Source organism: Pedobacter sp. W3I1, assembly GCF_030816015.1.
Taxonomy (GTDB): domain Bacteria; phylum Bacteroidota; class Bacteroidia; order Sphingobacteriales; family Sphingobacteriaceae; genus Pedobacter.
The window spans coordinates 4,040,037-4,064,683 of sequence record NZ_JAUSXN010000001.1 but is presented as its reverse complement, the minus strand read 5'-3'; the positions used below and the strand labels follow the sequence as shown (position 1 = coordinate 4,064,683).

The following is a 24,647-nucleotide window of genomic DNA, read 5'->3' as shown; positions in this document are numbered from 1 at the left end:
TCATGAATAACAAATCAATATATGTAACACTTTTAGGCCTGTCTCTTATCTCAATGAGTATTGTGGGCTGTAAAAAAGATTTTTTAAATGTAGAACCAACAGACCGGATCTCTACAACTGCTATAGAAACCGATACGGCTGTTTTTGAGGCCTATGTAACCAATCGTTATATCGCCAGTAGATTACAGGATAAGGAAGGCGACGGTTCTTCGCCAGGTTTTGGTAGGGGTTTTGAATATAGCATGTGGAGTTCTTTTACCGATGAATCTATTTATAATAACGACGATGCTACCTGGCTAATTCAAAGAGGACAGCTTGCTCCGGAAAATTTAGGAAGCGCAGGAGTGTATTGGGGCAGGAGTTACAAAAGCATCAGAGAATGTAATTATGCGCTTGATGTGCTAGCTAAAATTGCCATGAGTGCGGCCCATAAAAAACAGTTAGTGGCCGAACTCAAATTTGTAAGGGCTTTCCGCTATCAGGATCTGATCCGGAATTATGGTGGTGTAGTTTTAATGGGCGATAAGGTAACCAGCCTAACTGATAATTTACAGGATCCAGCGCTGTTTCAACGCGCTTCTATTAAAGAATGTATAGATTATGTGGCAGCACAGCTAGATCAGGCCGCGGCAGATTTACCTTTAGATAACAGCAATAGCTGGATGGTAGGAAGAGCAACAAAAGGTGCTGCACTTGCGCTAAAATCCCGCTTACTTTTATATGCTGCTAGTCCGTTGTATAATGCTGGTACCTGGCAGGCGGCTGTTACGGCAGCGCAGACAGTTATTTCTTTAAATAAATATGGAATTTACACGGGCGGCTATAGAAACTTATTTTTAACCGACCAAAGCAATGAAATTATTTTCGCGAGGTTGTTTACAAAAAATGCTAACCATACCCACTTAGAAATTGCTAACGGGCCAAACGGTTATGGCGGCTGGGGAGGAAATCTTCCGATGCAGAACCTGGTAGATGATTACCAAATGGCCAATGGTAAAGCCATTACCGATCCTACATCTGGTTACGATAGCAATGAACCTTACAAAGGTCGTGATCCACGTTTTGCAGCAACCATTTTATACAACGGAGCAGCATACCGCGAGCGTAATGTAGAAACTTTTATTCCGGGAGGAAAAGATAGTAAAGATGGAAATGATAACTGGAATACAACCAAAACAGGTTATTACCTTAAAAAATTCATGAATGATGCTTACCCTTTGCAAAACCCTTGGGGTAATGCAGGGTTTCAGCCCTGGATCTATTTTAGATATGCAGAAATTTTGCTTAATTATGCAGAAGCGGCAAATGAAGCTTACGGACCAGATGCTGTTCCTGCCGGATCAACAATGTCGGCAAGACAGGCTATTAATATGGTAAGGGCAAGGCCAGATGTGAATATGCCTGCATTGGCCGTCGGACTTACCCAAACGCAAATGCGCGATGCGGTTCGTTATGAGCGTAGGGTAGAGCTCGCCTTTGAAGAACACCGTTATTATGATGTAAGGCGATGGAAAATTGCCGACGTTACAGAAAACAAACCTGCGGGCGGAATCATTATTACCAAAGCGGGTACAGGATTTACTTATACGCCTAAAATTGCTTTGGATGGACGCAAATTTGAAACCAAACACTATTGGTTACCAATACCAAGAGCAGAAATTTTGGCTTCCGGAGGTAAATTGCAGCAAAATCCTGGTTACTAATAAACAGAAACTAAATTTTACATGATCAAGCCACATTGTTTTTTAACCTTTTTAGCCTTGTTTTTCTTTAGCGGGGCTTTTGCCCAAAAAGCTACTGTAACTGTAGAAATCGATCCAACTGTAACATTTCAAACCATTGAAGGTTTTGGAGCTTCAGATGCATGGACCTGTCAGTTTGCAGGATTATGGCCCGAAGAAAAACGAAGTAAAATGGCCGATTTGCTTTTTAGCACACAGCTAACAAAAGCAGGGCAGCCACTGGGTATAGGTTTAAACATGTGGCGTTTTAGCATTGGTGCCGGAAGTGCAGCACAAGGTAAGGCAAGCGATATTGGCGATGAATGGCGTCGTCAATACGCTTTTCTGCAACCAGATGGTAGTTACGACTGGAATGCGATGCCAGGGCAAACCTGGTTTCTTAAAGCAGCCAAAACTCGTGGCGTAAATCAATTTATTGGTTTTGTTAACAGTCCGCATGTATTGTTTACCAAAAATGGTAAAGCATACTCAAGTGATGGTAACTGTAACTTAAATTTCGATAAACTACCTGAATTTTCAGCCGATTTGGTTGCTACAATAAATGGACTAAAGAAAATAACGGGAATTACATTAGATTATGTGAGCCCTGCAAATGAACCGCAATGGAAATGGAATGAGCACAAACAGGAAGGCTGCCCCTATAACAATACCGAATTGGCCCGGCTTTATAAAGGTGTAAATGATGCGTTCGCTAAAAATCAAATCAAAACCAAAATACAGATAGGAGAAGCAGGTCAGCTCGATTATTTATATGATAATGGTAATGAGGTAAAAGGAAACCAGGTTTTTCAGTTCTTTAATACTGCATCTCCCAATTACGTTGGCAATCTTTCCAATATTGATCATTCGATTTCAGGACATAGCTATTTCACAACAAGTCCGGAGCAAAAGTTTATTGATACACGTACAAAAACAGCCCAGGCTGTAGCACAGGTTAAAGGTTTAAGATATTGGATGTCTGAATATTGTGTGCTTGGTGATGATGTACTGAAGGGTGAAAAACGCGATTTGGGTATGGTAACCGCTTTGTTTATCGCAAGGCTAATCCATCACGATCTGGTGATATCCAATGCTACATCATGGCAATGGTGGTTAGGTGTATCAACAGGTGATTATAAAGATGGTTTGGTTTACATCGATCGAAATAAAACCGACGGCGAGGTGTATGATAGTAAAATGTTATGGGCCCTGGGCAATTACAGCCGTTTTATAAAAGAGGGGAGTAAACGCCTTCAGGTTAAAGTATCAGATGAAAAAGCAACTCCACTTTATGTATCGGCCTACCTGCAGGATAAAAAACTGGTAACGGTTGTTGTAAACACCAGTGATCATGATGTGGATCTTGATCTGGAGGTTAAAGGACAACAATTACAAAAAACTGTTCAAACTTATGTTACTTCTGCTGAATATAGTTTGGCACCCTATAAACAATATAAAAACACCAAAAAAATCCATATTCCGGCAAAATCGGTTACCACAGTGCTTAGTAATTAATTTCTAAGGCATTCCATATAAATCCCATTTGATTTTAAGGCCGAAAGGCTCTGTTTAGATCAATATGGCTATGCTTTGTCTTAAATTTTACCTTAACAATAATATACGATGAAACTTATCCGTAAAAATTTAATGCTTATAGTAATCCTGATTACTTGTTTAGCGAGCCTTAAGGGCCATACTCAGGCTCACCATACTTTTAAACTTGCCGACTCTGTTTTTCTGCTTGATAATAAACCCTTTCAGATTATTTCTGGCGAAATGCATTATCCACGAATACCAAGAGAAGCATGGAGAGATAGGATGAAAATGGCTAAAGCCATGGGTTTAAATACAATTGGTACCTATGTTTTTTGGAATGTACATGAGCCATTAAAAGATAAATTTGATTTTTCAGGAAATAACGACATTGCCGAATTTGTACGTATTGCAAAAGAAGAAGGTTTATGGGTAGTGCTTAGGCCAAGTCCGTATGTATGCGCCGAATGGGAATTTGGTGGTTATCCTTTTTGGTTACAGAACATTAAAGGTTTACAGGTTAGGAGTAAAGAGGCGCAATACTTAAAAGAATATAAAGAATATCTTACTGAGGTAGGCAAACGCCTTGCTCCATTGCAGATAAACCATGGTGGCAATATATTAATGGTTCAGGTAGAAAACGAGTATGGTTCTTATGGAAATGATAAAGAATACCTGAAAATTAATACCCAGCTTTTTAAAGATGCCGGTTTTGATGGGGTACTTTCCACCTGCGATCCGGTTCCGGCATTGGAAGGCGGGCATTTGGCCGGATTGCTGCCTGGCGTAAATGGGATTGATAATCCAGCAAAAATCAGAACACTGATCAGGAAGTACAATAACGGGGTTGGGCCATATTTTGTGCCTGAATGGTACCCAGCATGGTTCGATTGGTGGGGTACAAAACACCATCAGGTAGATCCCAAAACCTATGCCGATAAACTGGATACGGTACTAAAAGGCGGGATTTCTATTAACATGTACATGTTTCATGGTGGCACCACCCGCGGCTTTATGAATGGTGCAAATTATAATGATACTACAGCTTACGAGCCACAGATTAGCAGTTATGATTATGATGCGCCATTAGATGAAGCTGGCAATGCAACCCCTAAATTTATGCTTTTCCGCGAAACCATAAAAAAGAATCTGCCAGCTAAGCAAACCCTGCCCGATGTTCCTAAGCCTAAACCTGCAATTACATTACCTGCAATAACCCTTACCAAAACAGTAGATCTATTTAGTCTGATCGGGAAACCACAATTAAGTGAAAATCCATTAACCTTCGAAGCACTTAACCAGGCCTATGGTTTCGTGTTGTACAGCAGCACAATAAAAGGTGGACGTAAAGGCGTAATTAAGATCAACGAGCTGCGCGATTACGGATTAGTATATATCAATAAAAAGCGCGTAGGTGTTTTAGATAGAAGACTTTATCAGGATAGTTTAGTGCTTGATCTTCCTGCTGGCGATGTACAGCTGGATATTTTAGTAGAAAATATGGGCAGGATTAATTTTGGCCCTTATCTGCTTAAAAATAACAAAGGGATTACTAAAAATGTAACATTTAATGGCAAAGAGATTAAATCGTGGAAAATGTACCCATTGCCATTTGATAACATAGATACCCAAAAAATACAGCCTAAAGTAAACAGCCAATCAGCGGCTGCACTTAAATCGGCTTCCTTTAATTTAACAAAAGTTGCCGACACTTATTTAGATATGCGCCAATGGGGAAAGGGACTGGTTTGGGTTAACGGACATAATTTAGGTAAATATTGGAGCATTGGACCACAACAAACACTTTATCTGCCTGCAGAATGGCTTAAAAAAGGAAAGAATGAAATTGTAGTTTTTGAACTGCTTAAGCCTACGCAGAATACACTAACTAGTTTAGATAAAGCTATTTTAAATGAGTTGAAAAATAAATAACCTATCGATTTTCTTCTGGTTAACGCCTCACTAACCAAATATTAATTACAAAACCCTATGAAAATTAAAACGTCAATCGCAACGATGGCCGTTATGTTAAGCGTATGCTTAATGGGCTGTGAAAAAAAAGAATTAATTACAGAAACTCTACCCGAAATTGAGAAAACAGAAACCTCAAATGCTCAACAAGCAACAGTAGAGGGGTTAGGCGCCGCAGGTATTGCCGGGGTAAACTGGGCTGATGGCCGCGACAATTTTGTGGATGGCTGGGTAATCCCTTCAGGATTAACAGCTGGTGACAATTATACTACCGTATCAGCAAAGGCAAATGCGATACTAACGGGTTTTCAAAATAATATGCCGGGTGTAAACACCGTGAGGTTACCGATTAATCCACCTAGCGTGGCAGAAGCATGGTGGGCTGCTTATACAGGCGCTATAGATCGTGCACTAAGTAAGAACATGAAAGTGATTTTGGCTTGTTGGGAGAGTGCATCTTCCCATAATGGTACTATTGATGACACCACTCAGTTTTGGGCCATGTGGCAAACCGTAGTTAATAAATATGGAAGTAATGCTAACGTGTATTTCGAACCTATGAATGAGCCCTATGGTTATACATTGGCCCAATTAACCACTATTTATGCCGAATGGCTTTCCCGTTACCCCAATGTAAGCAAAGGCCGGATTCTTTTAGGTGGTACCGGCTATTCGGAAAATGTTACTGCTGTTGGCGCAGATAGCCGCTTTTCGGGTTGCCTGTTGTCCCTGCATAATTATGCATTTTGGGCTACCAGAACACAATCAGCCTGGGAAAGCGATTGGCGAAGCCGCTTCGGTAATTATGCAAGTCGTACCGTTGTTACCGAATATGGTGCAGCCATGACTACTGGTAAAAATTATACAGGTTCGGTAGGTAGTGATAATGAGATTGCCTATATAGTTGGTTCTACCAATGTATTTAGAAACGATAAAGTGGCAAGCGTATACTGGCCAGGGCTTAGAGATAACGATAGCTACAGTATTCAGAACCGAGGTGGAAGCGGAACAAATATTACTTTAACTACCACTAATCAATCGGGATTAACTCGTATCAGATATGGCTGGGGTTTATAGTAAGATTTAAAAAGCAGAAAAAAAGCCGTCTCCTAAATTATTATTTAAGAGACGGTTTTGATTAGGAATGTTCAATTAGCTTTGATTGGTGTTGATCTCAATTTCACTTTCTACAAAAATGTGTGCACCAATTAAAACATTTTCTGAAAGGAATTGTTATAAAACTTAGAAATTGAATTTCAACATCAGGTTTCGTGTAAAGAAATAAGGAGTTGATGTAAAAAAAGTTTTGATAGGTTTTAAATAAGCCATCTTTGCAGAGTTATTTCCGAAAGGTAAAATACACCTGAAAATATTTAAAGTCATATGTCAAACGCCGGGTTCCCTAAAAACCAATCCTTCAACTGACATATGATTTTTTTTTGTCCTAATTTTTAAAGCGTTTAATTTCGATCTTTTTTTCCTTAACCTTTAAAGTTATAGTGGGTATCGTGGTCGCTATTGCCGATTCTACGGTAATCATAGCTGGTTCGCCATCAAAGTAAATATGTTCTGGCAGATGCATCACATCTGGATAAGCCTGATAACTACCTTCCGGCAGATAAACAAAATAATCTCCATCTTCTCCTGTTTTAACGGCTCTGATCATACCATCCTTGCCTTTTATTAGAATACTGATACCTGCCAGCGACGGATTGATCTGCAGACTTCTGGTTTCGTTAAAATTAATAGCAATTCTGCCAGTTACATTTCCACTTTTCTGCATCGGAACATTAACTTTCATGTTCTTCTGGTCTATGGTGATATGCGTTGGCATAATCTGATATCCGTTTTGTAAAGGCATGTTCAAACTATAATCACCATAAGGTACTTTACTGTATTGGATGGTTCCGTTAGCCGGGATAATGAAAATAATTTTGTTGACCAATACGGTACCTGAATTTGCAGGTTCATCACCAGCGTCGAAAATACCATTCTGGTTGTTGTCTTTATAAATTAAGATGGCAATATTCCCTTTTTTACCAGGAATATGCTGCCTTGGATCAGGTAATTTTTGGGTAATACCTGCCTGTAAGCTTCTAAATGAAGAATTTGCAAAGCTGGTTCTGTACTGATACATATAAGAGCTGATGTAGAAAGCTGTTTTAGGCGTAATTTTATAATCTGCTTTAACAGTATAAGTAGTATTGTTGCCGAATAAAGCATCACGGTAAAAAATTAAACCTGCTTCAGCGCGTAACTTTTTATTAAAGAAATATTGATGAAAAGATGGACTGATGCTAAACCGGTATATCTCTTGCTCATTTAATCCACTATTATAAGATTCGGCAAGTAAAAAACTTCCTTTTTGTAGATAGGTATTAAGGTTCATCCAGCTGTTAGACCATGTGGCGTTTAAGCGGAGCTGGAGTTCTGTTTTCCCATTTATATTCTGCCCAAAACCATTATCCATCGAGAAAAAGATATTCTCTTTAAAATCACTGCTGTGCCAGTTGATGGATTCATTTAAGCGGTATGCCGTTAATTTATTAGTCTCGGTCTGCAAAAAGTTGTAATCTGCTTTTTCCTGATCGCGTGAAGCGGTAAGGGTTAAATTTAAGTTCACCTTAACTGGAATTGCCCAACCTGCCTCCATACGCTGTAACGAATAGTTTCGTTGAAAAAAGAATACATTTCTTTGATAGGCCGGATCAAAACTGTACAGGCTAAAGCCGAGCCAGGTATTGTGTTTTCCAAAGTAACGGCTAATCCGCTCATTTAATTGAAGTACACCCCGGCGTATACCTGGGTAATAGGCAGTAGAAAAGAAATTATTGCTGCTAAAGTTTAATTTTTGCCAGTTGCCGCTAAAATTGGTACCCAATGCCAAAGAGGGTTTAATGTCATCCGGATTTAAAAGGTCCTGAGAAAGGCCACCACCAACGTTAACGCTCATGACGAGGTTGCGTTTGTTTAGCAGAGAAACCGTGTTGGCGAATAAAATACTCCTGCTTTGTTCTAATGGAGCATAATCAAAAATAAGCGAACTGCTGAGCTCATGCCCACTGGTATCCTTTATGTTCGTTTTTACGTAAGCAGAATAGCCGTAGTTTAAATTGTCGCCCAATAGATTGTAAGACTTTTGTACAAATGCCGCTTCCACACCATGGCGGTCTTCATCAGCCCGGGTATAAATTTTTGCACCCCTTCCGTTGATAAAATTTTCGAGGTTTTCGGAAATATTTCCCACAGTAATCCCCTTTTTATCTCCTTCGTAGTTAAGCCAGGTATTGCTAATGAGCGGGCGGTTAGCGAGGCTGTTCCATTGATAGGCATCTACGCTAAAGCCGAGTATACCCTGCCCCAATTGAGTAGCCCCGGTGCCATTAAGCTGCCAGGATTGCGAATCGCTAAAGAGGTTTTGGCCACTGAGCGAAATCTGATTGGTTAAGTTTCTGTTTAATATGTTCTGAGGTATTTCGGCATTAACAAATTGCCTGTTGGCTGCTGCATTTTGCACATAGGTGATGCCATTGCCAAAAAGGTCGCCGTTTTTATAAATACCAGCAATGTTGACGTAAAAGTTATTGAGCTGGTACAACTCACGGTTAATGATTTTTCCAAAACTTATCTGTTGCTCCGTTCCCGGAGATAGTTTGATATCTTTTTGTAACACATTTTTCCCTTGCCCGTTATCTGAGGGGAAAGAGGCGATCAGTTTTAATTCTTCAACCTGATTGCCAGAGTTGCGGATGAGCAGGTTAACTGTTAGCGAATCGCCGATCTGTTTTAAAAGAATGCTGGGTGTAAGTACAATAAGCTCTGTAGCGCGCAAAGGCAGCATGGAAATGCTCGTTTTAACTTGGGCACGTAAAGCATTGTTTAAGTCGTGGAGTTGAAATACCATTTGACTCGTTTCGGCATCAGCATTATTGAGTACAAGAAATTTAAAGGGGTAAAAGGTATGTGCTTTTTTTTGAACTTTCACCTTAATGGGCTGGTCGGCAACCAGGCCAAAACCTTTAGGTAAAACCGGCATAATACGGCCTTCAAAGTCCTGATCGCTGTTGTTATCGATCCTGATGCTTAAGGAAATTAATTTTTCGCGGCCGATATTGATCAAGCTATCAGTGCTGATCTTAATATCGCTGCTGTTTTGGGCGAAAGACGGCATACTAAAGCATAGCACCAAAATGCTACACCATAAAAATATCCTTTGATGGAAAAATGCCATTTGCGTATTTTACTGCGGAATAATCTCGTAGATTAATATGCCACTATAATTATTAGGTACCGCGTTCATCAGCCTGTTATCGTTTGCTTTGGTAAAATAGCGGAGATTGTATTTGTAAGCCTGGGCATTGGTGGTATTGCTTCCGCCGGTGCCAATGGTTTGGCTGGTTTCTGATAATGCTACAGTAGCTCCGGCAGAACTGCCTGCACTTAGCTGTAAATTTACGACCGATACGGGAAGGCTATTGTTACCAGCGGTAAAATTTGCACTGCTGGTTCTTACCTGGATAGCATAAGGGGTAGCTGCAGTTACAGTTAGTCCGTTTGCATAACTAACCGAAGCACCATTGGTATAATCGGCCATTGTTTTCAATTCCAGCAATCCCGATCTGGCATTGTCTTGAATCTGAATGCCATAACTTGCCGGCGTAGTATAATTACCATCCGGACGGATCTGCATACCATTTACGGCGCTAGAGCGGCCAAGCTCTGTTCCGTTTTTATCCAGCAGTACAAACGCCAGATTAATGGAATAGGCCTGCCAGGTTTTTAGCGCGTCGAGATAGGAACCTCCCTCAAGGATCACATCAATAGTGATCACAATATCTTTATAAAATTCTTCGTTGCCATTTGTTAAAGGGTAATTGGAAGAACTGATCAATAAAGCTTGAATGCCAGGTGAATTTAATGGAACAGGGGTAGTACCACTGCCGATCTGCTGAAAAGTTGCACCGTTAATGGCACTCAGTTTTAACTTAATTTTGTTGTAGGGAAGGGTTTTGCCCTCACTATTGGTAATCTGCTGGTTTAAAACTGTGGCCAGGCTCCAGTTAGGATAGCTTTTGTTTTTTCCTTCGAGCGAAAGCTGAACCTGATAAGCATTGCTAAAGGTTTGTGTTTGCGAAGAACTTACCTGCATGTAATTTTGGTTGCTGGCACCAATCCGTGGCTGCGCCATCGCCTGTTGTAAAAGACCAGCCATCAAAATAATAATAGCCGTAAGCGAAATGCTGATTCTATTCATGTTTAAACTCCAGTTCAGCTAGTTTTACGGTGGCATCATCGCCATAATTTAACACGGCAGAAGCTACGTATTCTCCTTTTTCGAGTGTTTGGGGAAGGGCAAAATAAATATCGCGTTTATTGCCTGGCAGAGAATAAAAAATAATGTCTTTCAAGGTCGTTTTTTTTCCGGTTTGTCTGTTTAGTAATTCGCAGCTGGCGGTGCCATCAGCCCAAACATTGCCGATATTGGCAAATTTTAGCACCAGTTCTTCTTTAACCTTTGCAAAATTTTCGATATCCAGATTTGCATTCCTGCTTATCGGAAGCCTTTGGTATAATTTAATACCGGTACGAACAGCTACTTTAATATTGGTGCCTTTCTGGCTCACATCATCAACCGGATTAAGCTGGCTTACATAAAGCATGGCCGTATGCACCGCGATGCTATCTTTTAAGTTTGCTGGCGGTGCGAGCTGAATTTCAATATCGCGGTGCTCGCCCGGTGCAAGTGAAAAAAACGATGAAGGAAGAATAGCTACCCACTTTGCGCATGATACCGGTGTGCTGCCTGCATTATGGATCAGATTGTTCCCTTTTTCATCATACGACCAATCATTTAGTGAAATGCTTAAATCAAGTGTAGAAGTTTTACTTACATTACTTACCGTAATTTTCTGACGCTGAGATTCTCCGGGAGCTACTGTAAAGTACACTCTTGGTGGAGTTACCGATAAGCCCGTTTGTGCATGCCCCACAATAGAAAGCATTAACATCAAAAGTGGCATAAAGTAAAATATTTTTTTCATAACAGCGGCGGATGATTTTAGAAAGGCAAATATACAACAAAGGCAACTTTGAGTATCTCCCAAAATTGCCTCTGTGTAGATTTATTTATAACTAGTTTGCCTCAATAGTATAGGTTACAGTTGTAGTATATACTGTAGGGTTTTCAGTTTTGAAATATTTATCAACGTATTTCTGAGCACCAGCAGCTTTATAGGTAATGTTAAAGTTTTTATTCACACTTCCGGTATTGCTCGAAATAATCATTTGGTCTGTATTGCTCAGGTTACGTGGAGTATAACTAGCGTTAGCCAATTGGTTGCTGGTACCAGCTAATGGACTAATAGTTACATCACTCGCATCAATATTTGCTTTTGCGCCAGTTAAGTTAGCTGATGCTGATTTTACTTTAACGATAAATGCACCAGTACTGTAAACTGTTAAGTGATCAGCTTCTGCTAAACTTACTCCATCAGTATAGTCAGCAGTAGTTTTGTAATCAAGGTTTACTGTTTTTTGAGTAGGGTTAACAGTAATGGTTTGAATAGGGTAAAGACGGATATTAAGTGTTGCGTTATCAGTTTGTGCAATGGCTACTTTTCCAACCAATGTTAATGCGATTACTGAGATACTTAAAAGAAATGATTTCATGATTTTTGATTAATTATTTTGCTTTTTAAAATTTTATGCTATTTTTGTTATACCAACCAAAAAAGAAAGACTTATTCTAGTCTGTAAATTTTATGTTACTTTCTTGTTTGAATCGAGTGCAAAGGTATTGCTATTCCGAATCAAGAAAATATGAAAAATAACCAAAAACATATTAAAAAAAACAGACAGGCCTCAATCTTTATTATTTCTAATTAAACGCCTGATAATCAGTGCATTAATTTTTGTTTTTTGATGTTGATAATTGTCAAACATTTTGACTTTGTCTGTCTGGGTAGTCGCTATGAGGAGCTTTTTGATTGTTTTTGGCGATGACGTAAAGCCACAGTGCGGCCTGAACATGCCTGATAGTTTCATTTTTTAGACCAGTTTATGGTCAGAGAAAAAAATATAAATTCAGAAACAGGAAGAGACTTCTAGTCAGCGTGGATACTTAACTGAAGATTTCTGTATTTTTTTGGACTGTAACCAGAATGTTTAGTAAAAAAAGCGCTAAAATTATTTTCTTCGGTAAAGCCCATGCTGTAGCTAATTTCTTTTATGGTAAGTGCACTATGCGCCAGTTTACTTTTAGCTTCTTCAAAAATCTTTTCAGTTACCAGCTGTTTGGCAGAACGGCCATAAATATTTGTAATGGCTTGATTTAGTTTTCTCGGTGTGGTTTTTAAAGCATTGGCATAATAATCTAACTTCTTTTCCTTTTGATAATGAATGTGCAGCAGTTCGCGAAATCGGTTTGCAATATCACGGTCTTCGTTATTATTGTAGTGGATTTCGGGGTTTTGAAGTCCTTGCGAAAGAAAAGTAGATCTTAAAAGAATGGCCTGAACCGCATTGTGTATAATGTCGCTCATAAGGGGAACCATGGGTTTATTGGTCAGGTTTTCGAGAAAAGCCATTTGAAGTTCAACATATTCTCCGATATCGATGGAAGGTTTGCTGATGTAAATTTTACTTAAATCGAAAAAAAGAGCACTGTTCTGTATAAAATAGGCATCATTTGGCGTGCGCGCATAAAAGCCATAGTCAAAAAATAATACCCAGAATTCGCCCTTTTGCTCAGGAATAAATGAATGAAAGCGATCTGGTCCAATAAAAATAAAATGATTGAGGGGTACCAGGATTCTTTCATTTTCGATGCAATGCAAAGCAGGTTCACCAATAGAAAAAAGCACAAAAAAATAGGGCCAGCGCCTAAGGCTACTGATATCCTTAAAATGAGATTTTAAGTTGGTGGAACGGCAAATATGGATATGATCTTTGGTTATAAAATCTATCCTTTCACTGATATTCATAATGAGACGACAATTTGTAAGGTGCCAGACTTTTAAAGGGACAGGCAATCGCTAATATAATAGTTTTCTAGTTATAAAAGCGCTTGGTTGATTGCTAAAATTTGAAATAAATTAGCCTGTTGTTTTAGCAACAATCTTTGTGAAAAAACCAATTTTAATCGTGCTTTTAGTTTGTCCACATCTGATTGTCAAAAATGCAAGTACCATCTACATTAGATTAGGTATTCAGATAGGATGTGTTTTTTAATCTATTGGGCTTAAGGTAGATAAAATTTCGTTCTGCATTAATAATGAAGTTAAACCTTTTAAGTAAATCGCCTCCGATGATGCTCATTTTTTGGCGACCTATTGCACCCTGGAAAAAAGCTACAGGAACATTTTTTAACAATATTTTTGCTATGGAAAAGCAGGGTAAAATTGCTTTTTTTGTTTTGAGCACGTTTCCGTACGAATCTTTAAGGCTTTTTTCTCCAATAATTTTTAAGCTACTGTCTATTTTAGTTTGGGAAGCAAACTGATCATCAAAAAGAATTGCGCCCGAATAGCCAGAGTGAATCAGGAAATTATTAGGGTATGTTTTAGCGCCTATAAGGGAGGTTGCTTCAATAAATATCATCTCATCCTGGGTAGTAAGCTTTAATTTTTGGTATTCCTTTATCTTTTTGGGCAATGCCTCATGAATGATGATTACCTGCTTATCAAAATCTATCTCTATCGCTTTTTTGCCAAATAAGTCTAACCCAAATTTTCCATCTGTTTCAGGGCCAGAATTTTTATTTTCCCATATTTTAATCCCCGTCCATTGATGGCCGGCGATAGCAATGGTGTTGTGCTCACTATATCTTGAGGTATTGGCATTGCCACCCCAGCTTTTTATGCTGTCGGTTCGGATAAAGTTAAGACTGGTTATTTTGGCAGTGGCTTCTTGGGTCAATGTAAAATCGCTTGCAGCCGTATGCAACATTAAGCTTAATGTATCTTTGGTATTTAGTATGGCCTTTACCACAATGTTATTTTGCGAAGTAAGTTTAAAAGGAATGCTGTATGGGCTAGGATTGATACTGGCTTGCTGCGCCATTGTAGCCAAAGTAGAAAAAATAAACAGGAGGCTAAAGATTTTTCTGAGCGTTAAAAACATAATTTTTGGGATATTTATTGATTTCGACAGCAAAGTAGCAAAAAACAGATTAATTATGATTTTTTTTATCGCTGTTTAACCGCATGAACCATAAAGATTTAACCGTGGTTTATTCAGTTAATGTTAAGTTTTTATTAAATAGATTGACTTTGTTCTTTGCAGGAATGAATTAAATTTCTAACTTCGCAGCCTCGAAAGGGACAAATGATTCCGTAGCTCAGCTGGTAGAGCATTACACTTTTAATGTAGTGGTCCTGGGTTCGAATCCCAGCGGGATCACGAAAAAGCCTCACAGAAATGTGGGGCTTTTTTGTTGGTGTGCGAGCGTTGATTTAGATTGATCCGCGAATGGTCGGTGAAAAAAAAGTCCGTTACATCCCAGTGTACTTCTGTAGCTGTTTTATGAGATCAAAACGGGCTGTTGAGAGTTTTATATAGAGCCTTTCTTGCACATCTATTCCAATCTCTGATATTGATCAATTTTCATTACCAATAAGTTCAACTAAGTAATTTTTGCTTCTAAATATCAATAAATCCAACCCAGCCGATTCAACTTCTAATTCACTGAATTCTGTGGAATCAATAACCCTAATACCACCTGCGGGATTTAGTTCTGTTCCATTTTCAAGCGTAATTCTAAAGTTAAAATCTTCAAGATTAGAAATACCTTTTAATTCAAAATGCTGTTGAATGGTCGGCTGGTATTTATGTAGTTTTTATTATGAATTAAGTCGCCCAATATCACGCTCATACTTTCATCGATTACCTCGAAGTCAATTTCACCGATTTTCACGTTACTATGTGCAAAAAAAACATTTCATTTAGGTTAATCTAGTTATTTTTTCCAATAAATCTCGAAATATTGTTTATTAAAACAATTTCTAAAAAATTATATAATGCCTGTCCTAGCGAAATGCTCACTTTAGCTTAGATCAAGAGGGTATTCAGCAAATAAGTTTTGAGCTTTACATTCTTCAAAGTGCAAGAATGACCCAGTAGAAAAATAGGGATTAATTTAGCAACTAGTGAATTAGTAATTCCTGATATAATTTAAAATTATTGAAAGACCATTGAATTATTCATCTATTAAGTTTGGTCACAAAAACTGGCATGTTCGTGTAATTTTTTTGTATTTATTTTATCAAAAATGGTAATTTGTTATTTCTAAGAATAGAATATTAACCTCTTAACATCTAAGTAAATTTAATATGTACAGATATGCCTCTCAGAACTTTCACAACTTTCTCCGCTTATTCCAGTTTTATTTTCTGTTGGAAATTTCGCAACAGGATAATATCTCGTAAATCTTTTAGTTTTTAATTAATTGCTCAACCTGGTCGATCAATAAAAGTACAGATGGCTTAGTTTGTCCAAATAAATACGGATTAATTTGGTTTTGTACCATTTTACTGATTGACCACTAACTTCTATTTTATCCAAATCTAAACTAACATGAATTTCTTTGACTCTACCCCTATCAGGGTTCTCATACTGTCAATGATTGTCGGCACTTTCACGCAGCCGGCCAAATCCCTTGTCAGATTAACATTATCTATGAAAACTATAGACATCAAAAATTATCATTTTTTTTTCGGAAAAAGTCTGCCCAGGGAATTTTTCATTGGTTGGAAAAGTATTTATTTGATTTTTTATTTTCTTTTTCTCTTCAGCCTGACTTTATCCGCGCAGACGGGCAATTTGATGCCAAAAAATAATGTGATCGGTCCATCGCCTACAGCAGCTTCTTTAGGTAAGTATGCCGAATGGCCTGTTAGCTTATATACGGGTACAACCAATATTAGCATACCTTTGTATACGTTATCGGAGAAAAATATTTCTGTTCCAATCTCCTTGAGCTACCACGCTTCTGGCAACAGGGTAGATGATTACGCATCATGGGTAGGGCTAGGATGGACATTGAACTGCGGCGGGGTAATTACCAGGACCGTCAGGGGGCTGCCAGATGATAATCCCAGTCACGGTTATTTTGTCACCAGGGCACTGCTGAGAAACCCGGATAGGGCTTATGATAACATATCAAATTTTACAATATTCCATAATCAGGCCCTTGGGACGTTGGATTCTCAGCCCGATGTTTTCATGTTTAATGCCCTGGGACAGTCTTTCAAATTTTTTATCGACTCTAATTTCAATATTCAGAGCATGCCAAAAAGTGCTATCAAAGTATCCCTATCTCCAAATCATGACGGTGTATTCTTAGCCAATGATGAGTGGAAGGTCGAATTGGAAAATGGCACTAAATTATATTTTGGTGGGGTCGGTGCAGTTGAACGTACACAGAACATGAGTAATGGGATCGTCATCGATGACTATTATTCTGGTACGGGCTTTGTTTCGTCATGGTTTTTGAAAAGGATTGTTTCGGTTACAGGCGAAGTTATAAATCTCCACTATGAACCGGAAGATTATACAACATCGAATACATTATCCTTTACCGATTATACCAGGCAGACACTGGGGGCTCTAAAGCCTCAGGAAATCAACCTGAGCGAGTCGCGGATCAGCGGTGTCCGCTTATCCAGGATAGAAAGCAGCAACCAGCTCATAAAGTTTGTCCCTCAACCGGCATCCAGATTAGATTTAACATACTGCTATGCCCTCGATAGTTTAAAGGTTTATGAATCCTCTACCCAGAAGGTGGTTAAGCAGTTGTCGTTTAACTATGGTTATAGCGAAAGTTCACGTCTTACACTCGATCATATTAATGAGATTTCTTCTGATCATTCAGAAACAATAAACCAATATGGGTTTTCCTACTCAGAAACCAAATTGCCTGTAAGAGGTTCTTATGCCCAGGACCATTGGGGATATTACAACGGTGCAAATAACCAGACCTTACTTCCGTATGTCCAGGGTCTGCTACCAGGCCAGTTGTCAGCTGACAGGGAAGCCCACTTCCCCTTCTCCTCAGCAGAAATTTTGACCCAGATAGACTACCCGACCGGCGGAAGTTCGAAATTTATCTATGAACCGCATTCGTACCCCGATTTTATAACCGAAATTGGACAGGCATCGGCTACAGTGACATTATTAAATACCGATCCTCTGGGTACGGAAAAAGTAATGAGTTTCCATAAGAGTACGGGAGGAGAAGTTAAATTATACTATTCATTTGTACGAAACCCACAGGAAAACGATCCGCTATACGTCCTTATAAGTATCAAGAACTTAGATAATGGAACTACTATCAATAGGGCTCCCAGTGTTGATGGCAGTTATGAAGATCTGTTTTTATTACAGGCAGGTAACTATACCATTAGTGTAAGGAGCATTGATATGGCAAATACCTATTGCACGGCCACCGTATCCTGGACTGCTGAAGGGGATCCACATCCAGTTGACAGACTTGTGGGCGGAGTGAGGATCAAGGAAATAATAGCTTCTGAGAATAATCAGGTACTCAGTAAAAAGAAGTTTGTTTATGAAAACGCATTCTGTGCCGCTCCTTATAAAAACGAACATTATGCCTATGTGATGAGGGTCTTGACAATAGATCCCTGTATTCCTGCTCCCGGTCAGACCTATATAAACAGAACAGACCATTATCTGGCCAGAACCTCATACTCCAAGACAGTTCTTGGTACAACGAGCGGTGGTCCGATTGGATATGGTAAAGTGACTGTTTTGAATGGCGATAATGGTAGCAATGGACTTGAAGAAAATTATTTTTCAATAAGTCCAGGAGATTGGGTGAGTACCAACTTTCCATTTCCTCCACCGAGCAGTTTCGATTACAAAAGGGGATTACTGCTCAACCAGATTATTAAGGATGCTAGCGGGAGAATTAAAAAGGAGATTTTAAATACCTATGATTTTATACCCAATTATATACAGCAGGGTTATGTAGCGAGCTTTGCACTCTATAACGCATGTTATGATGGGAGCTCTGGTTTAAATGTAGCGCAAAGGAGTGAGATTATTTACGGCCCATTTATAAATAGTTCCGAATGGGTCCAGCAGACAGGTACAAGGGAAGACACATATGATGACAATGGTAACATCTCTTCAGTTCTGAAAAAATATTACTATGATAATCCGGTCCATCTTCAAATGACAAGGTCGTCAATCAGTAACAGTACAGGAAAAACAATTGTATCGTTAAAGACCTTCGCCCAAGACTACAGTTCGGGTACGCCTTTTATTGATAATATGAAAAACAACCATCAGATTGCATTGCCGATAGAAGAGGTGTCCTATGAAGAAGATGCAAACGGTTTAAAAATTCTGGGAGGGAACATTACTGAGTATACCCACCTTGGGGCAGCTTTGCCGAATAAAGTTTACCAGCTCGAAACGGATTCCCCAATCCAATTATCCTCATTTAAGTTTTCTAATTATGTAATAGGGCAGCTCCCCAATTTTACGGGCGGCAGTTCCTATCTTATGGATTCAAGGTACCAGCAAAGGATAAATTATAATAAATATAGTACCGGTGGTAATTTATTGGAAGTGCAAACATCCTTGGGGCCTAAAAGTGTTTATTTATGGAGTTATAATTCACAATACCCAGTGGCTGAGATCAAGAACGCCGATTATGCTACAGTTGAATCGGTTCTTGGAGGATCAACAGCTGTAAGTAGTTTTGCGGATTCCAATCCAACCGATCAGCAGGTTAAAGATTTCATCTACCAGCTGAGAAATTTCTCTTTACTTAAAGATGCCCAGATCACCACTTACACCTACAGACCGTTAGTCGGTATGACGAGTATGACCGATGCCAAGGGGATGACTACTACCTATGAATACGATGCCTTCCAACGCTTAAAAACGGTTAAGGATCAAAACGGCAATGTTTTAAAACAGAACGACTACCACTATAAAAACTAACGCCTCCATGAAACAACATCTAAAATATTTTTGCGCTGCGGCATTACTATTGTTATGCAGCCGCTCTTCTGGCCAAAAGGTTGTATCGGTTTATAATGGCGAAAGCGAAATCAGTGCGCCGTTGAGTGTAACGCTGAGCGATGGTTTTCATACTACTGGTCCTGTTCACATTTTTACCACAGGGTTAAGCTATGTAAACTGCATGCCCTTTGTATCGGCGGCGAGCAGTAGCCAAAACTATATAAGTACGAAGATATTCAAACAGTCGGGCATAGACCCGAACAATCTTTCGGGTCGTAGCATTTGCGATGTAAACGAAACGATCCAGTATTTCGATGGATTGGGCAGACCTTTACAGACGGTACAGGTTCAGGGCAGTCCCGGTTTCAAGGATATTGTACAGCCTATAGCCTATGATGCCTTTGGAAGGGAAAAATTCAAATATCAACCTTATGCAGCGCAGACCGGTACTACAGGGAGCTTCCGTGATGCAGCAATCGCAGATCAATTTAACTTTTTCCATTTGCCAGCGGTAGCTGGGATAAAAGCTACAGATTATCCCTTTGCCGAAACGGTTTTCGAGGCTTCGCCCCTGAACCGTGTACAACAGCAGGGTGCTCCGGGCGAGGTCTGGCAGATCAGCGCAGGCCATACCGTAAAGGCAGAATACGGCACAAACCTTGAAAACGAGGTGAAGCTATGGATAATCAATGGTTCCGATAATGGCGCAGCAGCAACGGTTTACGGGCCTGGTAAACTATATAAAACCATCAGTAAGGATGAGAACTGGAAGCTAACTGATATAAAAGCAGGCACAACAGAAGAATTTAAAGATTTTGAAGGACGTGTAATACTCAAACGGGTATGGGAAACAGATGGCAAAAGCTTATCTACCTATTATGTTTATGATGACCTTGGCAACCTGCGTTATGTGCTGCCCCCGGCAGTGAACGAGAACGGGCAGGCTGTATTGAGCAACTTTGATGAAACACTGCCGGTGTTCGATCAATTTATTTACGGCTACCATTATGATGGCCGCAAAAGACTGGTTGAGAAAAAAATACCGGGCAAGGGCTGGGAGTTTATGGTGTACAATAAGCTCGATCAGGTTACGCACATACAGGATGCCAACCAGAGGGCGGTGAGCCAGTGGAGCTGGATCAAATACGATGCTTTTGGCAGAGTAGTACTTACAGGCGTGGAGAACGGTCAGGGTATCGGCCGTATTGGCATGCAGAATTATAATGACGGGGTCGCTGCACAGTGGGAAGAACGGACAACTGTTAACCTTGAAGGCTATACAAGGAATACACACCCTTCAGCTGGAGAAGATAACCTCAATATCGTTTTCCTTACCGCTAACTATTATGATGACTACGATTTTCCAGATAGTTTTGGCCAACCTACAGGCAATCAGGCCCCTGCAGCGCGGACCAAAAGCCTGCTTACCGGTAGCAAGGTAAAGAATTTGGGCACCGGCGCCATGCTGCTAACGGTAAACTATTACGATCTGGAAGGGCGTGTGGTACAGAGTAAGAGCAACCACCAGCTGAACGGCAGCGATGTGGTAGACAATACCTACAGTTTTGTTGGAGAGCTAACCACCAGTACCCGCACACATACTGCAAACGGAACGACAACAACGATAGCCTACCGTTTTGAGTACGACCACATGGGCAGAAAGCTGGCTACTTTTGAGAACATCAACCACCAGGGAGAGGTGGCACTGAACCATTTGGGATACAACGAGATCGGGCAGTTAAATAAGAAAAACCTGCACAACGATACACAGGCTACTACCTTTGCTTACAACGAGCGTGGCTGGATGAAAAACAGCACTTCCGATCAGTTTAGTTTGAAGCTCGATTACGAAGATGGTGTTGCTCAGGGCTATAATGGTAACATCACCAAACAGTACTGGGACTGGACAAATACCCTTAACCCTACTGCAAACATTTTCAACTATGGTTACGATAAGCTGAATAGGTTGGAAACGGCAGCGACTGTTGCGGGTGTACCGATGAGTGAATCATTGACCTATGATGTAATGGGGAACATCGCAAGCCTTAACCGTGATGGCGGCGGGGCAAGAACATATAACTATTATAATTCAGGCAATAGCAATAGATTGCAGAGTGTAAGTGGGCTAACTACACAAGACTATGAATACGATGCAAACGGTAATGCTACAAAGGATGGACTGAACGGTTTCAGGTTGACCTATAATTACCTCAACCTCCCAGCAACGGCAGTGCGCATAACAGGCACACCTGTTAACCTGTCGTACACGTATGATGCAACAGGCAACAAGCTGGCCAAGAACAGCAATGGTTCGGTCAGGAACTATATAGATGGCATAGAATACAAGCCGGATGGCACTACTATTGATATTATCCATACCGAAGAAGGTGTGGCACAGAACAATGGTAGCGGAACTTATACCTACCATTATAACCTGAGCGATCACCTGGGTAATGTACGTTATACCTTTGATGTGGCGAACGGCATTATATCGCCTTTGCAGAAAGATGATTATTATGCCTTTGGAAAAAGAAACACATCTATGCAGGGTTCGGCAGATAATAAGTATCTTTATAACGGCAAGGAGTTGCAGGATGAGTTGGGACAGTACGACTACGGCGCTAGGTTCTATGACCCGGTAATAGGCCGATGGAATGTGATTGATCCGCTGGCAGATGAGTTTGAGCATGTTTCGCCATACAATTATGCGATGAACAATCCTGTGTTGATGATCGATGAATTCGGGATGGCGGCTGACACTACAAAAAAAGTAAACCCCACACCTAAGCCGGAGCCTAAACCTATACAATTAAAAGAAGTAGAAGTAAAAGGATGGAGATGGCCGGCTTGGACATTTAATATTCCAATAATAGGTGCAGCAGCAGAAAGTGGAAATAATCTTTCTGATGGTAATTATGGAACTTCTGCTGCAAAATTTGGACAGGCTTTATTGGAATTATTTACTGCAGGATTTGCTTATGAGGCTAAAACAGGTGTTACTATAGCGACCAAGACCGGAACTACCGTATATGCATCTGTCACAAAGGAGGGTGTAACTCAATATGTTGGTATTACGAATAATCTTGCTAGAAGAGCTGCGCAACATTTGGCTTCTAAAGGCATTATTATAGAGCCACTGATGAAAGGGTTATCAAGAACAGAGGCAAGAGCCGTAGAACAAGCTTTAATTGAAATACACGGGTTAGGTAAGAATGGAGGTACGCTACTTAATAAAATAAATAGTATTTCTACTTCCAATCCTTCGTATGGGGCTCAATTACAAAAAGGGTATGAACTTTTAAAATCGATTGGTTACAAATAATGAGGAATAAAATAGGGGATATTTTTGAAATCAATACTCCAAAAGGAAAGGCTTACTTGCACTATATTTATAAAGATCCTACAATAGGAGATTTAGTAAGGGTTCTGCCTGGATTGCATTGCGAGCGACCAGCCAACTTTGATAAGTTGGCTGGTTCTAAAGAAAGATATATGATATACTTTCCACTGGCGGCAGCTAATAAGCAAAAGATAGTAGAGAAAGTTGGTTCTTATCTTTTCAAGTTCGAAAAACCAAAGTATATGCGTACAGAGCATATTGTGAAGGGGGAGTTTTTAGGATGGCATATCATTAATACGGATACGTGGCAAAGGCAGCTGGTTAAAAGTCTAAACTCTGAACAAAAGCAATTATCACCCTGGGGAATTTGGAATGACACTTTACTGGTTGAAAATCTAGTTGCTGATTGGAACTTAGAGAAATGGGGTTAATTATTTAACTCCAAATGATAATCCTGAATGATTTGTGGCAAATTTTCAATTGGAAATAAATTATTGACCTCAGTTTCATCTAATTGCTTTTTATAGATATGGCTCAAACTCATTTCTGTGTGATATTCACCTATTACATTATCTAATAAGATAAAGATGCCGGCAGTCCATTCTGGCGACTCATAAAAGCCTCTGATATTTAATTCAAGGCCTACTTGTCCTTTGTCTTTTGAATATCTGAAAAAGACATCCTTAAGGTTTATCGTAAGGTCTTGATAGTTTATTTGCGTAACTTCTTTATGAGGTTGCCGAAAGGCAATAATCTTCCATTTTTGTAGGATTGGAGCTTGTTTTACCAATTTGATTACAATCGGAAATATACTTTTAATGCCATCTGCAGAAATTACGAGTTCTCTGGTTCCATCTTCAAAAACAGGACTAAACTCAAACGTAAGATCAGGATGAATCTTTTCCAGCTCTGCCTTTAGCTTAGAGAATAGGACATCTCGATTCCGTTCAAAATGAAAATATAAATCAGCCTTTTTTGAAAACCAATTCCAGAAAATATCTTCTGGCTTTTTCTTTTTAAATATTCGCTCAAGCATTTGTAACGGGCAAATTATTTATAAGCAATCCTTGTCTTAGCATGCTGTATCAGTCCATCTAGGGAATACATGACATGTTCCTTGGGTAGTTTTTGTATGGTTTATCACTTTGTCGAGTTCAACATCTGTTTTACCTACCATAAAATCAAGCGAAACACCTAACGTCGGCAATCTTCATCCCATTTCTACACAGGGTGTGGCTTCTTCACGTTCATATCTTCCGAGTAAGTTTGAGTGTATTGCTGGCCTTTGAGCAAGTTCGCCTTGCGATATCTTATGATCCTTACGGATCGCTGTTAAACGGCTTCCAAAAATCATATCAGTAGTGCTTTAACCTAAAAAGGTATTGATATTACAAATATAGCAATCTTATTTGTAGTAAAAATTCATAAAGTTTGTTAAATCACAGAAGTGTTTCAGCGAATAGCTCCGGATATTGAACTTTGAGCAGAGCGGTCAAAGGGATATGCCAAAAAATATTATCCGAGTTCCTAAGTTATCTGACAGAAAGCAATTGCAACAACATCAAGAAAACGACCGATGGGGTTTTCAAGAATCATGTATTGCTCATTGATAATGCCTTAGTTGGTATTAGTTTACTGGATAATTAATCCCAGTCCACTTAATATATATTATTGAATTTAAGCTGCTGCAAAGCCCATTAGATATTTAGGCTTTGCTTGATTAAAAAAGCAAACTGCATTCATCGTTTCTTGAAAACAATTAAATCTGTAGAGAAAAGAGAAAAATTGATGAGAAAAATTCTCGAAACTGAAACTATTTTAATATGATCCTAAATGCTGCATATCAGCCTGGTTCTCCTATATACATCGGCCGGAAAAAATAAGATAAAAGTGAATAGAAATAAGTTTAAGGAAGAAGTGTTTAAACTGTTACCCCATTTCGCTTTAAGTGACCACCTGTTCCAGGGCAGACTAGCCGTTCCGATGTTTCGATCAGCTCTTCAGGCTTAGCTTCTCGGGATAATCTTTTTGATACTACATAAAATAATAGTCCCAAGGAGGCATATCTAACTTCTTTTAGCAGACCTTTTAAT

Annotated in this window: 14 protein-coding genes and 1 tRNA gene; 8 read left to right on the top strand and 7 right to left on the bottom strand. The window is 39.5% G+C overall.

Annotation, left to right across the window (positions count from 1 at the left end; genetic code table 11):
• The first annotated feature begins 2 nt into the window (after nt 1-2).
• The 4 genes from QF042_RS16685 to QF042_RS16670 all read left to right on the top strand — a co-directional run bounded on the left by QF042_RS16685 (nt 3) and on the right by QF042_RS16670 (nt 6,302).
• Nucleotides 3-1,703: a RagB/SusD family nutrient uptake outer membrane protein gene (locus tag QF042_RS16685; RefSeq protein WP_307530401.1), complete on the top strand. Its 1,701-nt coding sequence runs from the start codon at nt 3-5 to the stop codon at nt 1,701-1,703.
• A gap of 21 nt (nt 1,704-1,724) precedes the next feature.
• Entirely contained in the window at nt 1,725-3,236 is a 1,512-nt protein-coding gene (locus QF042_RS16680; protein WP_307530399.1) for a glycoside hydrolase, read from the top strand.
• Between the two features lie 132 nt (nt 3,237-3,368).
• Nucleotides 3,369-5,186 carry a beta-galactosidase family protein gene (locus QF042_RS16675; RefSeq protein ID WP_307530397.1) on the top strand — a complete coding sequence of 606 codons (1,818 nt, stop codon included), beginning with the start codon at nt 3,369-3,371 and terminating at the stop codon, nt 5,184-5,186.
• 57 nt (nt 5,187-5,243) lie between these two features.
• Nucleotides 5,244-6,302, top strand: coding sequence for a cellulase family glycosylhydrolase (locus QF042_RS16670; protein WP_307530395.1), 1,059 nt, complete (start codon nt 5,244-5,246; stop codon nt 6,300-6,302).
• Between the two features lie 367 nt (nt 6,303-6,669).
• On the opposite strand, the gene QF042_RS16665 is transcribed toward QF042_RS16670, so the two are convergent.
• From QF042_RS16665 to QF042_RS16640, 6 genes are all read right to left on the bottom strand, one after another.
• Nucleotides 6,670-9,456, bottom strand: a complete 2,787-nt coding sequence (locus QF042_RS16665; protein ID WP_307530393.1) for a collagen binding domain-containing protein — start codon at nt 9,454-9,456, stop codon at nt 6,670-6,672.
• Nucleotides 9,457-9,465: 9 nt separating this feature from the next.
• A complete protein-coding gene (locus QF042_RS16660; RefSeq protein ID WP_307530392.1) occupies nt 9,466-10,479 on the bottom strand; it encodes a hypothetical protein in 1,014 nt (337 codons plus the stop codon).
• Entirely contained in the window at nt 10,472-11,266 is a 795-nt protein-coding gene (locus QF042_RS16655) for a molecular chaperone (RefSeq protein ID WP_307530390.1), read from the bottom strand. Before QF042_RS16655 ends, QF042_RS16660 begins: the two co-directional genes overlap by 8 nt.
• A 91-nt stretch (nt 11,267-11,357) precedes the next feature.
• Nucleotides 11,358-11,894, bottom strand: a complete 537-nt coding sequence (locus QF042_RS16650) for a hypothetical protein (RefSeq protein WP_307530388.1) — start codon at nt 11,892-11,894, stop codon at nt 11,358-11,360.
• Between the two features lie 434 nt (nt 11,895-12,328).
• Nucleotides 12,329-13,207, bottom strand: a complete 879-nt coding sequence (locus QF042_RS16645) for an AraC family transcriptional regulator (RefSeq protein ID WP_307530386.1) — start codon at nt 13,205-13,207, stop codon at nt 12,329-12,331.
• A 217-nt stretch (nt 13,208-13,424) separates the two neighbouring features.
• A complete protein-coding gene (locus QF042_RS16640; protein WP_307530384.1) occupies nt 13,425-14,345 on the bottom strand; it encodes a hypothetical protein in 921 nt (306 codons plus the stop codon).
• A gap of 206 nt (nt 14,346-14,551) precedes the next feature.
• Between QF042_RS16640 and QF042_RS16635 the strand changes: the two genes are divergently transcribed.
• The 4 genes from QF042_RS16635 (at nt 14,552) to QF042_RS16620 (ending at nt 22,985) form a co-directional block, all read left to right on the top strand.
• Nucleotides 14,552-14,624 (top strand) — tRNA-Lys (locus QF042_RS16635).
• A 1,422-nt stretch (nt 14,625-16,046) separates the two neighbouring features.
• Nucleotides 16,047-19,193: an RHS repeat domain-containing protein gene (locus QF042_RS16630; RefSeq protein WP_307530383.1), complete on the top strand. Its 3,147-nt coding sequence runs from the start codon at nt 16,047-16,049 to the stop codon at nt 19,191-19,193.
• Between the two features lie 7 nt (nt 19,194-19,200).
• Nucleotides 19,201-22,536 (top strand): DUF6443 domain-containing protein, encoded by a 3,336-nt coding sequence (locus tag QF042_RS16625; RefSeq protein ID WP_307530381.1) that lies wholly within the window; start codon nt 19,201-19,203, stop codon nt 22,534-22,536.
• Nucleotides 22,536-22,985, top strand: a complete 450-nt coding sequence (locus QF042_RS16620) for a hypothetical protein (RefSeq protein WP_307530379.1) — start codon at nt 22,536-22,538, stop codon at nt 22,983-22,985. The genes QF042_RS16625 and QF042_RS16620 overlap by 1 nt, the downstream gene beginning before the upstream one ends.
• Here QF042_RS16620 and QF042_RS16615 read toward each other — a convergent pair.
• Entirely contained in the window at nt 22,982-23,590 is a 609-nt protein-coding gene (locus QF042_RS16615) for a hypothetical protein (protein ID WP_307530377.1), read from the bottom strand. The two genes, QF042_RS16620 and QF042_RS16615, sit on opposite strands and share 4 nt — an antisense overlap.
• Between the last annotated feature and the right edge of the window lie 1,057 nt (nt 23,591-24,647).

Coding starts and splice junctions, on each gene's coding strand:
- QF042_RS16685 (WP_307530401.1), top strand. CDS start 3: ATGAATAACAAATCAATATATGTAACACTTTTAGGCCTGTCTCTTATC.
- QF042_RS16680 (WP_307530399.1), top strand. CDS start 1,725: ATGATCAAGCCACATTGTTTTTTAACCTTTTTAGCCTTGTTTTTCTTT.
- QF042_RS16675 (WP_307530397.1), top strand. CDS start 3,369: ATGCTTATAGTAATCCTGATTACTTGTTTAGCGAGCCTTAAGGGCCAT.
- QF042_RS16670 (WP_307530395.1), top strand. CDS start 5,244: ATGAAAATTAAAACGTCAATCGCAACGATGGCCGTTATGTTAAGCGTA.
- QF042_RS16665 (WP_307530393.1), bottom strand. CDS start 9,456: ATGGCATTTTTCCATCAAAGGATATTTTTATGGTGTAGCATTTTGGTG.
- QF042_RS16660 (WP_307530392.1), bottom strand. CDS start 10,479: ATGAATAGAATCAGCATTTCGCTTACGGCTATTATTATTTTGATGGCT.
- QF042_RS16655 (WP_307530390.1), bottom strand. CDS start 11,266: ATGAAAAAAATATTTTACTTTATGCCACTTTTGATGTTAATGCTTTCT.
- QF042_RS16650 (WP_307530388.1), bottom strand. CDS start 11,894: ATGAAATCATTTCTTTTAAGTATCTCAGTAATCGCATTAACATTGGTT.
- QF042_RS16645 (WP_307530386.1), bottom strand. CDS start 13,207: ATGAATATCAGTGAAAGGATAGATTTTATAACCAAAGATCATATCCAT.
- QF042_RS16640 (WP_307530384.1), bottom strand. CDS start 14,345: ATGTTTTTAACGCTCAGAAAAATCTTTAGCCTCCTGTTTATTTTTTCT.
- QF042_RS16630 (WP_307530383.1), top strand. CDS start 16,047: ATGCCAAAAAATAATGTGATCGGTCCATCGCCTACAGCAGCTTCTTTA.
- QF042_RS16625 (WP_307530381.1), top strand. CDS start 19,201: ATGAAACAACATCTAAAATATTTTTGCGCTGCGGCATTACTATTGTTA.
- QF042_RS16620 (WP_307530379.1), top strand. CDS start 22,536: ATGAGGAATAAAATAGGGGATATTTTTGAAATCAATACTCCAAAAGGA.
- QF042_RS16615 (WP_307530377.1), bottom strand. CDS start 23,590: ATGCTTGAGCGAATATTTAAAAAGAAAAAGCCAGAAGATATTTTCTGG.